The sequence below is a fragment of the Streptomyces sp. NPDC001068 genome (genome assembly GCF_042897315.1).
Lineage (GTDB): Bacteria > Actinomycetota > Actinomycetes > Streptomycetales > Streptomycetaceae > Streptomyces.
The window spans coordinates 418019-432726 of record NZ_JBIAYD010000004.1 but is presented as its reverse complement, the minus strand read 5'-3'; the positions used below and the strand labels follow the sequence as shown (position 1 = coordinate 432726).

Here is a 14708-nt window from a genome sequence, read left to right as displayed (position 1 = left end):
TCCGCCACGGCGACGAACCCCTGCCAGGCTCATGACACTCCATGATCGAGTCAAGGGTGCCTCACAGGCAGTTCACGGTGGCCTAAAAGGGATGCAAATCCCGGTGCCGACGGCCGTGTCGGCCGTCGGCACCGGACCGCCGGCGGTGACTCAGCCTGCGAGGTTGTCGGCCATCTCCTCGCTGAGATTGGCCTCGGTGCCCGGGATGCCCAGATCGGACGCGCGCTTGTCGGCCATCGCCAGCAGCCGGCGGATCCGGCCCGCGACGGCGTCCTTGGTGAGCGGCGGGTCGGCGAGCGCGCCCAGCTCCTCCAGGGAGGCCTGCTTGTGCTCCATCCGCAGCCGGCCGGCCGCCGCGAGGTGCTCGGGCACCTCGTCGGCGAGGATCTCCAGGGCCCGCTGGACCCGGGCGCCGGCGGCGACCGCCGCGCGCGCCGAGCGGCGCAGATTGGCGTCGTCGAAGTTGGCGAGGCGGTTCGCGGTGGCCCGCACCTCGCGGCGCATCCGGCGCTCCTCCCAGGCCAGCACGGACTCGTGGGCGCCGAGGCGGGTCAGCAGGGCACCGATCGCGTCGCCGTCCCGGACCACCACCCGGTCCACCCCGCGCACCTCACGGGCCTTCGCGGCGATGGACAGCCTGCGGGCCGCGCCGACCAGCGCGAGCGCGGCCTCCGGACCGGGGCAGGTCACCTCCAGGGAGGACGAACGGCCGGGCTCGGTCAGCGAGCCGTGCGCCAGGAAGGCGCCACGCCAGGCCGCCTCCGCGTCACAGGTCGCCCCGGAGACCACCTGCGGGGGCAGCCCCCGGATCGGGCGGCCCCGTCCGTCCACCAGACCGGTCTGACGGGCGAGCTGGTCGCCGCCCGCGACCACGCGCACCACGTAGCGCGAGCCCCGGCGCAGTCCGCCGGGTGCCATCACGATCAGCTCCGAGCTGTGGCCGAAGATCTCCAGGATGTCCCGCTTGAGGCGTCGGGCCGCCATCGCGGTGTCCAGCTCCGCCTCGATCACGATGCGCCCGCTCACCAGGTGAAGGCCGCCCGCGAACCGCAGAATGGCGGAGACCTCGGCCTTCCGGCAGCAGGTCCGGGTGACGGGTAGCCGGGAGATCTCGTCCTTCACCGCTGCCGTCATCGCCATGGGCCGATCCTTCCATGCATCCGAAAAATACGGTCGTACGCGGCGGCCAACAGCTCCGGATCATGCCGGGGTGATCCGTCGGTCCGGGCCACGGGGCCCAGCTCGACCGCGGCTCCCAGCCGCTTGGCGGCCTCGGTGAGCGAGTCACGGTCGGGCACGGCGGCCTCGTCGGCCAGCACCACGTCCAGGGCGAGTTTAGGGGCGTGTCGCCCCAAAACCTCCAAATGACGCTGCGGTGAGAACCCTTCGGTTTCACCCGGCTGCGGAGCGAGGTTCAGCGACAGGACCTTCCGGGCCTTGGTCTCGGTGAGCGCGTCCAGGAGTTCGGGGACCAGCAGGTGCGGGATCACCGACGAGAACCAGGACCCGGGACCCAGTACCACCCAGTCCGCGTCCAGGACCGCCGCGACGGCCTCCGGCACGGCCGGCGGGTCGTGCGGCACCAGGTGCACGGACTGCACCTCGCCGGGGGTCAGCGCCACCGTGGCCTGCCCCCGGACGATGTCCACCTCGTCCGGCCGCTCCGGATCATGCCCCCTGACCAGGGCCTGCAGCTCCAGCGGCACGGCGGACATGGGCAGCACCCGCCCGTGCGCCCCGAGCAGCTTGCCGACCAGGTCCAGGGCCTGGACGTGGTCGCCGAGCTGCTCCCACAGGGCGACGATCAGCAGGTTGCCGACCGCGTGCTCGTGCAGGTCGCCCTTGGACTGGAAGCGGTGCTGGATGACCCGGGCCCAGGTCTGGCCCCAGTCGTCGTCACCGCACAGCGCGGCGAGGGCCTTGCGCAGATCACCCGGTGGGAGCACACCGAGTTCGTCGCGAAGGCGCCCGCTGGAGCCGCCGTCGTCGGCGACCGTGACGACGGCGGTGAGGTCGCCGGTGATCCGGCGCAGCGCGGCGAGCGAGGCGGACAGGCCCATGCCGCCGCCCAGCGCGACCACCTTGGGCTGGGCACCCCGGCGGCGCGGCCGGGCGCCTCGGGCCTCGACGGGGCGGCCCGAGCGGGACTCCGGCACGACCCGGCGCAGTCTGGTCAGCCGCGGAGAACGTCCGGTCACTCTCGCCCCATGTCCCGGTGCACGACTACGGTCTCCACTCCCTCGGCGGCCAGACGGGCGGCGAGTTTCTCGGAGACGGCGACGGAGCGGTGCTTGCCGCCCGTGCAGCCGATGGCGATGGTCACGTAGCGCTTGCCCTCGCGCCGGTACCCGGCCGCGATCAGCCGCAGCAGCTCGGCGTACCGGTCGAGGAACTCCTTGGCACCCGGCTGGTTGAACACGTACGCCGACACCTCTTCGTTGAGGCCGGTGTACGGACGCAGCTCCGGCACCCAGTGCGGGTTGGGCAGGAACCGCATGTCGGCCACCAGGTCGGCGTCGACGGGCAGGCCGTACTTGAAACCGAACGACATCACGGTGGCCCGCAGCTCGGGTTCCTCCTCGCCGGCGAACTGCGCGTCCATCTTGGCACGCAGCTCGTGCACGTTCAGGCTGGAGGTGTCGATCACCAGGTCGGCGTCGCCGCGCAGCTCGCGCAGCAGCTCGCGCTCGGCGGCGATGCCGTCCACGATCCGGCCGTCGCCCTGGAGGGGGTGCGGGCGGCGCACCGACTCGAAGCGGCGGACCAGCGCGTCGTCCGAGGACTCCAGGAAAACGATCCGACGGGTGACGCCCCGGCTGTCGAGGTCGGCGAGGGACTCGCGCAGGTTGTCGAAGAAGCGCCGGCCGCGCACGTCTACGACGACCGCGATCCGGGCGACGTTGCCCTGGGAACGGGCACCCAGCTCCACCATGGTGGGAATGAGGGCCGGCGGAAGATTGTCCACGACGAACCAGCCGAGGTCCTCCAGACACTTGGCCGCCGTCGAACGGCCCGCCCCCGACATGCCGGAGATGATCACCAGCTCGGGGATCGCCGCCTCGGGCGCCCCGGCCACACTGGCATCCGTACTCACTTCTGCTCCGTCTTCCCGCACCGCTTCCGATCCCGCCTGCCGCGGCTGATCCGGGCCCGCTTCATTGTGCGTCTCCCGGGACGCGGCCTGCGTCCCGTCGGCCGCCGGATCTCGCCGGGTCGTGTGCTGTGGGTCGCGCTCGGTCATCTCTCCTGCCCCCGATCGTCCGGGGCTCCCGCGGGTACGGGCTCCCCCGAGGCGTCCGCCGTCGTCTCGGGCGCCTCGTCTTCCCTGTCATCCATGATCTCTCCGGTCGCCGTGTTCACGGCAGGCGCGGCCGGGGCCGCCTGGGCGAGGGCCGCGGCAATGGTCTCGGCCGTCTTGCGGCCTATCCCGGGCACCTCCTGGATCTGCTCGATTGTGGCGGATCGCAGCTTCTTCACCGAGCCGAAATGCTTGATCAACGCCTGTTTGCGGGTCTCGCCGAGGCCGGGCACGTCGTCCAGCGGACCGGAGCGGAAGCGCTTGGCGCGCTTGGCGCGCTGGTAGGTGATGGCGAAGCGGTGCGCCTCGTCCCGGACGCGCTGCAACAGGTAGAGGCCCTCGCTGCTGCGAGGCAGGACCACGGGGTCGTCGTCCTCGGGCAGCCAGACCTCCTCCAGGCGCTTGGCGAGGCCGCAGACGGCGATGTCGTCGATCCCCAGCTCGTCGAGCGCCCGCTTGGCCGCGGCGACCTGGGGCTGACCGCCGTCGACGACCACGAGCTGGGGCGGATAGGCGAACTTCCTGGGACGGCCGTCGTCGTCCTTGAAACCGTTGACGGGGGCGTCGTCGTCATCGGTGCCGGTGCCCGTGTGGTGGACGCCGCCGGTGCCCGCGTGGCTGGCGTCGCCGGCGTCCGGGAGCGTGCCGGTGGCTGTGAGGGGGTCAGTGTCCGACAGGGGGCCGGCGTCCGGGGGCGTGCCGGTGGTCGTGAGGGGGCTGTCCGTGGCCTCCTCCGCCGACCACTCACCGGTCCGCTCCTTCTCGGCGAGGTAGCGGCGGAAGCGTCGGGTGATCACCTCGTGCATGGAGCGCACGTCGTCCTGGCCGGCGAAGCCCTTGATCTGGAAGCGGCGGTACTCGTTCTTGCGCTGCAGACCGTCCTCGAAGACGACCATGGAGGCCACGACGTCGTCACCCTGGAGGTGCGAGATGTCGTAGCACTCGATGCGCAGCGGAGCGCCGTCCAGGTCGAGGGCCTCGGCGATCTCCTCCAGGGCACGGGAACGGGTGGTGAGGTCGGAGGCACGCTTCGTCTTGTGCAGGGCGAGCGCCTGCTGGGCGTTGCGCTGCACGGTCTCCATCAGCGCCTTCTTGTCGCCGCGCTGCGGGATGCGCAGCGAGACGTTCGACCCGCGGCGGCCGGTGAGCCACTCCTGGACCGGCTCGACCGGCTCGGGCAGGGCCGGGACCAGCACCTCCTTGGGGACGGCGTCCCCGGTCTCCTCGCCGTAGAGCTGCTGGAGAGCGTGCTCGACGAGCGCCGCGGTCGTGACGTCCTCGACCTTGTCCGTCACCCAGCCGCGCTGACCGCGCACCCGACCACCGCGCACGTGGAAGATCTGGAGGGCAGCCTCCAGCTCGTCCTCGGCGACCGCGATCAGGTCGGCGTCGGTCGCGTCCGCGAGCACGACCGCGCTCTTCTCCATGGCCTTCCTCAAGGCCCCGATGTCGTCGCGCAGGCGGGCGGCCCGCTCGTACTCCATCTCCTCGGCGGCCTCCGTCATCTGCCTCTCCAGACGGCGGAGGTAGGTGCCGGTACGGCCTGCCATGAAGTCGCAGAACTCCTCGGCCAGGTCGCGGTGGTCCTCCGGGGAGATCCGGTCCACGCAGGGGGCGGAGCACTTGCCGATGTAACCGAGCAGGCAGGGCCGGCCGGTGCGGGTGGCGTTCTTGAACACCCCGGCGGAACAGGTGCGCACCGGGAACACGCGCAGCAGCAGGTCGACGGTGTCCCGGATGGCCCACGCGTGGCCGTACGGCCCGAAGTAGCGCACGCCCTTCTTCTTGTGACCGCGCATCACCTGGACGCGCGGGAACTCCTCGTTCATCGTCACCGCGAGGTACGGGTAGCTCTTGTCGTCGCGGTACTTGACGTTGAACCGGGGGTCGTACTCCTTGATCCAGGAGTACTCCAGCTGGAGCGCCTCGACCTCCGTGGACACCACGGTCCACTCCACGGACGCGGCGGTGGTGACCATCGTCCGGGTACGGGGGTGCAGACCCGCGAGGTCCTGGAAGTAGTTCGCCAGGCGCTGGCGCAGGCTCTTCGCCTTCCCGACGTAGATCACCCGGCGGTGCTCGTCTCGGAACCTGTACACCCCGGGAGAGTCCGGGATCTGTCCCGGCTTGGGGCGGTAGCTGGAGGGGTCGGCCATGTCTCACACCCTACTGGCGCGCACGGACACCGCGACGAGCCTGTGGACAACCCCGGCGGGCCCCGGGTGACCGGCGGACCGGCCGGAGCGCGGGGACCGCCGGAACCGACCGGACCCGCTGGTGGGGCCCGTGGGGGGCCGGCGGGTGGAGGTGCGGCATGGGAGTGGAGGCGGGGCAGGTGGGGCGGGCGGGGCAGGGGTGTGGGGGCGAAGAAGCGGGCCTGGATGCGGCGCCGGCAGCCGGTAGCCGGTAGCCGGTAGCCCCGCACGCTCTCGAAGCCCCGCCCGCTGCCAAAGCGGATCGCGGATCTCAGAATCGGCCACCTCGGTGGTGCCAGCCGTCGCCCGGGCCCGACGTCAAGGCGCATCCGCGCCACGGCCGTCCCGTGACCGTCACCGAACCACCGGGCCGATCACGACGCACCTTGCGGGGCTTCCTCCCCAAATCGACTCCTCGTGTGCGCACGCGCGCCCGACCACCGAGCGACCGTGGCACCCTCTCCCCCGCGTGATCCTTCCGGCACCGGGGTCAACCCTCGGCCAGGTGGGCGGCCCCGGCCGACCGAAGGTGTTGTCGGGGATTGGTCAACACGCTTCAATGCGGGGGAACTCGGGGCCGTGAGCAGCGGCCTGCGGACGCGGCGTACCCCGGTGCGGCCGCCCCGACGCCGACGGGGTGGCCCCGGACCCGCGCCACCGGCCTGACCAGCCGTGGTGAACCCCCAAGAGAAAGGCCCTCCTGCATGCGGCACGGCATACAGCACGCGGACGTCGCCACCGCGGAACTGGACTCGGCCCTGCGCTGCGGCCCCTTCCATGTGGCCCTGCGCGCCGCGATCGCCGCTCGCGGGCTGCCGCTCCAGCGCGTGCAGCACCATCTCTCGCGTTACGGCGTCAAAGTGGGCGTCACCAGCCTGAGCTACTGGCAGCAGGGGGCCCGTCGCCCGCAGCGCCCCGAGTCGCTCCGGGCCGTCCGCGCACTGGAGGAGATACTGCAGCTTCCGGACGAGTCCCTGATCCGGCTGCTCGCCGACGCCGACCAGGGTCCGGCCGTACGCCGCCCCGCCACCCGCTCCTACCGCTCCCTGATCGAGGCCTCCGACGTCCTGGACCGGCTGCACGCGGAGCTCGGCTGGTCCCTCGACGGCGGTCTGCACGCCCTGGGCCACCACGAGCGTGTGCGGATCGGCGCCCACCGCGAGCTGGCGGCCCGCGAGTCGCAGCACATCGTGCGCGCCCACCGGGACGGGGTGGACCGCTTCGTGGCCGTCCACCACGGTGACCCCGGCTGCGCCCCGCAGCACATGACCGTGCGGGCCCTGGAGAACTGTCGTACCGGGCGTATCCGTTCGGACCCGGAGACCGGCCTGCTCGTCGCCGAACTCCTCTTCGGCACCCGCCTGCGCTCCGGCGACACCTTCCTGTTCCGCTACGCCGTGGAGGACGGCACCGGCGGCGTCTCCCGCGAGTACACCCGTGACTTCGGCTTTCCCGGTGGCCAGTACAGCCTTCAGGTACGTTTCGCCGCCGACGCGCTGCCGACGCGGTGCCACCGGTTCGCCCAGCACTCCGCGGCGGCCCCCCGCAGTGGCCGGCAGGCTCTCCCGCTGAGCGGTCTGCACCGCTCCGTCCACCTGGTCGAGGCGCGGGTCAGGCCCGGCCTGCTCGGGATCGGCTGGGACTGGGAATGACCCGGCTCCACGCCGGTTCCCGGATCAGGCGCCCGGCCCCGCCACGATCCGCCCGCTCGCGGACTTGACCGGCAGTTCGTTCAACGGCTCGGTGGCGGGCGACTGCACCACCTTGCCGGTGAGCGCGTCGAACTCACTGCCGTGGCAGGGACAGACCAGCGTCGTGCCCTGGAGTTTGTTGATCGGACACCCCGCGTGCGTGCAGATCGTGCTGTACGCCTTGAGAACGCCGCCGGCGGATCGGCTGACGACGACGTTGTGCTCGCGGTAGAGCTTCGCGCCGCCCTCGGCCACCTCGCTGTCGGCTCCCAGGTCCACCGGGGCGGTCGGCGTCGCGTCCGCCGTGGTTCCGCCGCCGGGAGCCGAGCAGGCGGCCAGGCCGAGCCCGGCGACCGGCGTGACGGCCGCGCCCCGCAGGACGGTGCGGCGGGTGGCGGAGGGGCGGGCGGCGGACATCTGGGGCTCCTGGCGGGGTGAGTGGGCCGACGGTGACGGCGTCGGCCTGGGCGGGGCAGAGCGACCATACCCGGGTGGATCGTCCCGCTTCGGGGTGGGTCGGACGCTAGGACGGCACGGGCGGAGGCCCGAGTGGACGGGGACAGGCGCCGCCGCGATCCGGGAGGGGGTCACCCCATGGGACGTAAACGCTTGCGTAAGCGTTTACGCGACGGTCCCGAATGGAGTAGCTTCCCGGCCGGGGCGTACCGCGTTCCGGGAGCGAACCGGATCGACGGGCACTGCCTGACGGGCCCTGGCCGACGGGCTCTGCGCGTGGACGGAACGAGAGGGAGGGAGTGCCCGTGCCCACCATGGCCGATGTCGCGCGTGGTGCCGGGGTCTCCGTGGCGACCGTCTCCCATGTACTGAACGGGACACGTCCGGTGCTGGCCCACACCCGTCAGGCGGTCCTCGACGCCGTCGAGGAACTCGGCTACACGCACAACACCCTTGCCCGCTCCCTGGTGACCTCCCGTACCCGGTCCATCGGGCTCGCGGTGTCGGCGATCAGCAACCCCTACTTCACGGAGATCCTCCAGGGTGTCGAGGCCGCTGCCCTGCAGCACGGCTACGGGCTGCTGATCGCCGATCCGCACGACGACCCCGCCCACGAACGCAAGGTCGTCCAGCTACTGCACGAGCGCCGAGTGGACGGCATGATCGTCGCTCCCTCCGCCGACCCGCGTGAACTCCTCGCCTACCTCGCCCGGCACGCCGTACCGACCGTGCTGCTGGACCGGGTGATCGACGACCTCGGGGACAACGCCCCGCGCTTCGACCAGGTCTGCGCCGAGAACACCGGACCGACGGCCCGGCTCGTCGCCCATCTCGCCGGTCTCGGACACCGCCGGATCGGCCTGGTCGCGGGGCTGACCGGGCTCAGCACCACCAGTGAACGCGTCACCGGCTACCGGCAGGGACTCGCCGCCGCAGGGCTGCCCCTCGACGACGCCCTGGTCGTTCCCGGCAATTCCGAGTCCGCCGGCGCCGGGCGGGCCACCGCCGCCCTGATGGCACTCGACGCCCCGCCCACCGCGCTCGTCACCGCCAACAACGCGATGACCATCGGCGCCCTGCGCGCCCTGCGCGAGCACGGTCTCTCCGTGCCGGACGACATCGCGCTGTGCTGTTTCGACGACTTCGCGTGGGCCGATCTGTTCTCGCCTCGCCTGACCGCCGTCGCCCAGCCGGGCAGGGAGATCGGCGCCGAAGCGGTCCGGGTGCTCCTCGAACGGCTGGCCACGCCCGACCGTGCCCCCAGGACCGTCAGGCTTCCGTGCGCCTTCGTGCACCGCACGTCGTGCGGCTGCCAGGAGGAGGACGGCAGGGCGGCCGCCGCTGTGCGCGCCCGGCCCGGCCAGTCCGGCCAGTCCGACCAGTCCGAGTACCCAGAGGAAGGAACCTCTCGTGATCGTCGTCGCCGGTGAGGCACTGATCGACCTGGTACCGCAGGGCGCGGGCGCCCTCGCGCCCCTGCAGCCGGCGCTCGGCGGCGGGCCGTACAACACGGCCGTCGCCCTCGGCCGCCTCGGCTCCCCCACCGCGTTCTGCTCCCGCGCGTCGCACGACGCCTTCGGCGAGGCCCTGCTGGACGGGCTGCGCCGCGCCGGAGTCGACGTCTCCCTCGTGGCACGCGGCTCGGAACCGACCACCCTCGCGGCCGCCACGATCGACGCGCAGGGATCCGCCTCCTACTCGTTCTATGTCGACGGCACCGCCGACCGTCTGTTCACCGCGCCGCCCGCGCTCCCCGCCTCGACCCGTGCCGTCTCCTTCGGCACGCTCTCGCTCGTCCTGGAGCCGGGAGCGAGCGCCTATGAGGAGCTGATGCGCGACGCGGCCGGGCAGGGCCTGTTCACCGCCCTCGACCCGAACATCCGGACAGGTCTGATCACGGACCCGGACGCCTACCGGGCGCGCTTCAAGAGCTGGCTGCCCGCTGTGTCACTCCTCAAGCTCTCGGAGGAGGACGCGGGGTGGCTGGGCGGCACCCCCCGCGAATGGCTTGCGTCGGGCCCCTCGGCCGTGGTGGTCACTCATGGCGGCGCCGGGCTCAGCGTCTTCACCGGCGACGGCACCGTGCACGCTGTTCCCGGTGAGGAGATCGACGTCGTGGACACGATCGGCGCGGGTGACACCGTGAACGCGGCTCTGCTGCACGGTCTCGCCGCCCAGGACGCGCTGTCCGCCGAGGCGCTCGGGGCGCTCGGTGCCGACGGCTGGACCAGGTTGCTCCGGTTCGCGGCGCGGGCAGCCGCGATCACCTGCTCCCGGGCGGGTGCGGAGCCGCCGTACGCCTCCGAACTCGGGGACTTGTGACGAGCGTCCGTTGTTTCCGCTGTTGATGAGTCAAGGTTCCCCGCCGCCACCGGAATCGGGCGGCTGATGATGGAACGTGCGGCGCCCCGCAGGGAGTTCCCGCGGGGCGCCGCACTTTTTCTGGATTTGTCCGAGCAGGAAGCCCCGGGGCCTCAGGCCTTGCGCGCCCGGGTGGTCTTCTTCGCCGGTGCCGCCTTCTTCGCCGCCGGCTTGGCCGCGGCCGTCTTCTTCGCAGCCGTCTTGCGTGGGGCCTTCACCGAGCTGGCGTCGCTGATGCGGTCGGCTCCGAGGATCTCGCGCAGGAACTTGCCGGTGTGGCTGGCCGGGACCCCGGCGACCTCCTCGGGTGTGCCCTCCGCGACGACGAGTCCGCCACCGGCGCCGCCCTCCGGGCCCATGTCGACGACCCAGTCGGCGGTCTTGATCACGTCCAGGTTGTGCTCGATGACGATGACCGTGTTGCCCTTGTCGACGAGGCCGGCCAGGACCTTCAGCAGCTTGCTGATGTCCTCGAAATGCAGACCGGTGGTCGGCTCGTCCAGGACGTAGACCGTCCGTCCCGTGGAGCGCTTCTGCAGCTCGCTGGCGAGCTTCACGCGCTGTGCCTCACCGCCGGACAGGGTGGTCGCGGACTGGCCGAGGCGGACGTAGCCGAGACCGACGTCGTTCAGCGTCGTGAGGTGGCGGTTGATCGCGGGGACGGCCTCGAAGAAGTGCATGGCTTCTTCGATCGGCATGTTCAGGACCTCGGAGATGGACTTGCCCTTGTAGTGGACCTCCAGCGTCTCCCGGTTGTACCGGGCTCCGTGGCAGACCTCGCACGGGACGTAGACGTCCGGGAGGAAGTTCATCTCGATCTTGATGGTGCCGTCGCCCGCGCAGTTCTCGCAGCGGCCGCCCTTGACGTTGAAGGAGAAGCGTCCCGGCAGGTAGCCGCGGACCTTCGCCTCGGTGGTCTCGGCGAACAGCTTGCGGACGTGGTCGAAGACGCCCGTGTACGTCGCCGGGTTCGATCGCGGGGTGCGGCCGATGGGCGACTGGTCGACGTGCACGACCTTGTCGACCAGGTCGTCGCCGTCCACCCTCGTGTGTCTGCCGGGGACGTTCCGCGCGCCGTTCAGCTCGCGCGCCAGGTGCGTGTACAGGATGTCGTTGACCAGGGTCGACTTTCCGGAACCGGACACGCCCGTGACGGCCGTGAACACGCCCAGCGGGAAGGAGACGTCGATGTCCTGGAGGTTGTTCTCGCGGGCGCCGTGCACCGTGAGCCGGCGGGACGGGTCCTGCGGGCGGCGGATGTCGGGCAGCGGGATCGCCTTCCTGCCGGACAGGTACTGCCCGGTCTGCGACTCCTCGTTGACCAGCAGTTCCTTCAGGGAGCCGCTGTGCACGACCTTGCCGCCGTGCTCACCGGCGCCGGGACCGATGTCGACGACCCAGTCGGCGACCTTGATGGTGTCCTCGTCGTGCTCCACGACGATGAGCGTGTTGCCCATGTCGCGCAGCCGGACCAGGGTCTCGATCAGCCGGTGGTTGTCGCGCTGGTGCAGGCCGATCGACGGCTCGTCGAGGACGTACAGGACGCCGACGAGACCCGAGCCGATCTGGGTGGCCAGGCGGATGCGCTGGGCCTCGCCGCCGGAGAGGGTGCCGGCCGCGCGGTTCAGCGAGAGGTAGTCCAGGCCGACGTCGACCAGGAACCGCAGCCGTTCGTTGACCTCCTTCAGGACGCGCTCGGCGATCTTCTTGTCACGCGCGCTGAGCTTCAGTTCGCCCAGGAACTCCGCGCAGTCGCTGATGGACATGGCCGAGACCTCGGCGATCGACCTGTCCATGATCGTGACGGCGAGGACGATCGGCTTGAGGCGCGTGCCCTGACACGTCGGGCAGGGCACCTCGCGCATGTAGCCCTCGAAGCGCTCCCGGCTGGCGTCGCTCTCGGACTCGCTGTGCCGGCGCTTGACGAAAGGCACCGCGCCCTCGAAGGGCGTGGTGTACACGCGCTCGCGGCCGTACCGGTTGCGGTAGCGGACCTCGATCTGCGTCTTGTGGCCGTAGAGCAGGGCCTTCTTGGCCCGCTGCGGCAGGCCCGCGAAGGGGATGTCGGTGCGGAAACCCAGCGCGTCCGCCAGAGCGCCGACCAGACGGCCGAAGTAGTCCTTGGTGTGCCCGTGCGACCAGGGGTGGATGGCGCCCTCGTCGAGGGACTTGTCCTCGTCCGGGACGATCAGCTCCGGGTCGACCTCCATGCGCGTGCCGATGCCGGTGCACTCGGGGCAGGCGCCGAAGGGCGAGTTGAAGGAGAAGGAGCGTGGCTCCAGTTCCTCGAAGGACAGATCGTCGTACGGGCAGTACAGGTGCTCCGAGTACATGCGCTCGCGCTCGGGGTCGTCCGCGGGGAGGTCGACGAAGTCGAGCACGACCATGCCCCCGGACAGGCCGAGCGCGGTCTCCACGGAGTCCGTGAGGCGGCGCTTGGCGGTGTCCTTCACCGTGAGGCGGTCGATGACCACCTCGATGGTGTGCTTCTCCTGCTTCTTCAGCGTCGGCGGCTCGGAGAGCTGGATGGTCTCGCCGTCCACGCGCGCGCGGGAGTAGCCCTTGGTCTGGAGGTCGGCGAACAGGTCGACGAACTCGCCCTTGCGCTCGCGCACCAGCGGCGAGAGCACCTGGAAGCGGCTCCCCTCCGGCAGTTCCAGCACCTTGTCCACGATGGCCTGCGGCGACTGGCGGGAGATGGGACGGCCGCACTCGGGGCAGTGCGGCTTGCCGATGCGTGCGAAGAGCAGGCGCAGGTAGTCGTAGACCTCGGTGATGGTGCCGACCGTCGAGCGCGGGTTGCGCGAGGTCGACTTCTGGTCGATGGACACCGCCGGGGACAGGCCCTCGATGAAGTCCACGTCCGGCTTGTCCATCTGCCCGAGGAACTGGCGCGCGTACGAGGAGAGTGATTCCACGTAGCGACGCTGGCCCTCGGCGAAGATCGTGTCGAAGGCCAGGGAGGACTTGCCCGACCCGGACAGCCCCGTGAAGACGATGAGCGAGTCCCGAGGCAGGTCGAGCGAGACGTTCTTCAGATTGTGCTCGCGCGCGCCACGGACGATGAGACGGTCGGCCACAGCCGGTCCGCACCTTTCTTGAGAGAAGTGACAGGGGCAGGGCCCCGTGCTTCTCAGACAAGGGGGAGCCACTGACAACGCCGGATGGATTCCTGGATGGGTCAACAATCCCGGACCATCCAGCATGCCCGACGCCGTCAACGACGATATAGCACGCGCATTCGATTTACGGACCACGTGCGAAACCTTCACCCGAAGGTGTGACGGGGCTACTGTCAGCCCCATGATTGATCACGCTCATGACCTGGCGTCTGTACGGGAAGCGACGGACCGGCTCCTCACCGCGGTCGCCGAACTGGACAACGCTTCCGTGGCGCGACCGTCACGGCTGCCCGGTTGGACGGTCGGCCACGTCCTGGCCCACCTCGCCCGCAACGCGGACGCGCTCACGAACGTTCTCGACGGACGCCCCATGTACGTCTCCGGCGCGGCCAGGGACGCCGACATCGAGCGCGACGCCCCGCGCCCGCTCGACACCCACCTCGCCGACCTGCGCGAGAGCCACACCCGGTTCAGCGCCGGCGGCGCCCGGCCCGCGGACTGGGCACGCACGGTGGAGCTGCGCAACGGGGTCACCGACAGCGCGGCACGGGTGCCGTTCCGGCGCTGGGCCGAGGTCGAGCTGCACCACGTCGATCTCGGGATCGGATACGACCTGGAGGACCTCCCGAAAGAGTTCACCGAGCGGGAGATCGATTTCCTGGCGGAGCGTTTCAGCGGCCACCGGGAGGTTCCCCCGACCGGCCTGCGCAGCGACGGCGGGCACGTCTGGACGACGGGCGGTGACGCCCCCGGAGGCCCGGTCGGCGTCGAGGGAAGCACCGCGGACCTGCTGGGCTGGCTCGCCGGCCGCCGTGACGGCTCGGCCCTGACCGTGCGGGGCGGCACGCTGCCCGCGCTCCCCCCGCTGTAGCGTGCGGCACCTCGGCGGCCGCTCCCCCGCTATAGGCTGACCGCCATGACGTACAGCGGCGAGGTGACGGTCGGCGGACCGGCGGACGTGCACGAGCTCAAGGACCTGATGATCACCAAGATCGCGGTCGGCCCCATGGACAACAACGCCTATCTGCTGCGCTGCCGCGCCACGGACGAGCAACTGCTGATCGACGCGGCCAACGACGCGGAGACGCTCCTCGGCATGATCGGTGACGACGGCATCGCGTCCGTCGTCACCACGCACCAGCACGGCGACCACTGGCAGGCGCTGGCCGAGGTCGTCGCCGCCACCGGCGCGCGGACCTACGCGGGCCGCGAGGACGCCTCCGGCATCCCGGTCACCACCGACGTCGCCGTCGACGACGGCGACGTCATCAGGGTCGGTCAGGTCGAGCTGACGGCCCGCCACCTCGTCGGCCACACCCCCGGCTCCATCGCCCTGGTCTACGACGATCCGCACGGCCACCCGCACGTCTTCACCGGGGACTGCCTCTTCCCCGGCGGTGTCGGCAACACCCGCAAGGACGCCAAGGCCTTCGCGAGCCTGATCCGCGACGTCGAGACGAAGATCTTCGACGCGCTCCCGGACGAGACCTGGGTCTACCCCGGGCACGGCAACGACACGACGCTGGGTACCGAGCGCCCGCACCTGCCGGAGTGGCACGCGCGCGGGTGGTGAGCGCGGCGGCCA

11 protein-coding genes are annotated in these 14708 nt (G+C 71.3%); 5 read left to right on the top strand and 6 right to left on the bottom strand.

Annotation, left to right across the window (positions count from 1 at the left end; translation table 11 throughout):
• Positions 1–150 precede the first annotated feature (150 nt).
• Genes whiA through uvrC form a run of 4 tightly spaced genes read right to left on the bottom strand, consistent with a single transcriptional unit; the run spans position 151 to position 5454 of the window.
• Positions 151–1140, bottom strand: coding sequence for a DNA-binding protein WhiA (gene whiA / locus ACFY3I_RS14230; RefSeq protein WP_360481844.1), 990 nt, complete (start codon positions 1138–1140; stop codon positions 151–153).
• On the bottom strand, positions 1131–2198 hold the full coding sequence (yvcK, locus tag ACFY3I_RS14225) for a uridine diphosphate-N-acetylglucosamine-binding protein YvcK (RefSeq protein ID WP_365283373.1): 1068 nt from the start codon (positions 2196–2198) through the stop codon (positions 1131–1133). Before yvcK ends, whiA begins: the two co-directional genes overlap by 10 nt.
• A complete protein-coding gene (rapZ, locus tag ACFY3I_RS14220; RefSeq protein ID WP_390860765.1) occupies positions 2195–3241 on the bottom strand; it encodes an RNase adapter RapZ in 1047 nt (348 codons plus the stop codon). The genes yvcK and rapZ overlap by 4 nt, the downstream gene beginning before the upstream one ends.
• Entirely contained in the window at positions 3238–5454 is a 2217-nt protein-coding gene (uvrC, locus tag ACFY3I_RS14215; protein ID WP_390860764.1) for an excinuclease ABC subunit UvrC, read from the bottom strand. Before uvrC ends, rapZ begins: the two co-directional genes overlap by 4 nt.
• A gap of 743 nt (positions 5455–6197) precedes the next feature.
• Between uvrC and ACFY3I_RS14210 the strand changes: the two genes are divergently transcribed.
• On the top strand, positions 6198–7145 hold the full coding sequence (locus ACFY3I_RS14210; RefSeq protein ID WP_365283367.1) for a hypothetical protein: 948 nt from the start codon (positions 6198–6200) through the stop codon (positions 7143–7145).
• A 24-nt stretch (positions 7146–7169) separates the two neighbouring features.
• Here ACFY3I_RS14210 and ACFY3I_RS14205 read toward each other — a convergent pair whose 3' ends face one another.
• Positions 7170–7601: a Rieske (2Fe-2S) protein gene (locus tag ACFY3I_RS14205; RefSeq protein WP_390860763.1), complete on the bottom strand. Its 432-nt coding sequence runs from the start codon at positions 7599–7601 to the stop codon at positions 7170–7172.
• 344 nt (positions 7602–7945) lie between these two features.
• Here ACFY3I_RS14205 and ACFY3I_RS14200 point away from each other — a divergent pair, with 344 nt between their 5' ends.
• Positions 7946–9070: a LacI family DNA-binding transcriptional regulator gene (locus ACFY3I_RS14200; RefSeq protein WP_390860762.1), complete on the top strand. Its 1125-nt coding sequence runs from the start codon at positions 7946–7948 to the stop codon at positions 9068–9070.
• Positions 9051–9962 (top strand): carbohydrate kinase, encoded by a 912-nt coding sequence (locus tag ACFY3I_RS14195; protein ID WP_390860761.1) that lies wholly within the window; start codon positions 9051–9053, stop codon positions 9960–9962. Before ACFY3I_RS14200 ends, ACFY3I_RS14195 begins: the two co-directional genes overlap by 20 nt.
• A gap of 152 nt (positions 9963–10114) precedes the next feature.
• Here the strand turns inward: ACFY3I_RS14195 and uvrA are convergent, their stop codons facing one another.
• A complete protein-coding gene (uvrA, locus tag ACFY3I_RS14190) occupies positions 10115–13081 on the bottom strand; it encodes an excinuclease ABC subunit UvrA (RefSeq protein ID WP_390860760.1) in 2967 nt (988 codons plus the stop codon).
• A 223-nt stretch (positions 13082–13304) separates the two neighbouring features.
• Here uvrA and ACFY3I_RS14185 point away from each other — a divergent pair, with 223 nt between their 5' ends.
• Entirely contained in the window at positions 13305–13994 is a 690-nt protein-coding gene (locus ACFY3I_RS14185) for a maleylpyruvate isomerase family mycothiol-dependent enzyme (RefSeq protein WP_390860759.1), read from the top strand.
• A gap of 45 nt (positions 13995–14039) precedes the next feature.
• Positions 14040–14696 carry an MBL fold metallo-hydrolase gene (locus ACFY3I_RS14180; protein ID WP_390860757.1) on the top strand — a complete coding sequence of 219 codons (657 nt, stop codon included), beginning with the start codon at positions 14040–14042 and terminating at the stop codon, positions 14694–14696.
• The last annotated feature ends 12 nt before the right edge of the window (positions 14697–14708 follow it).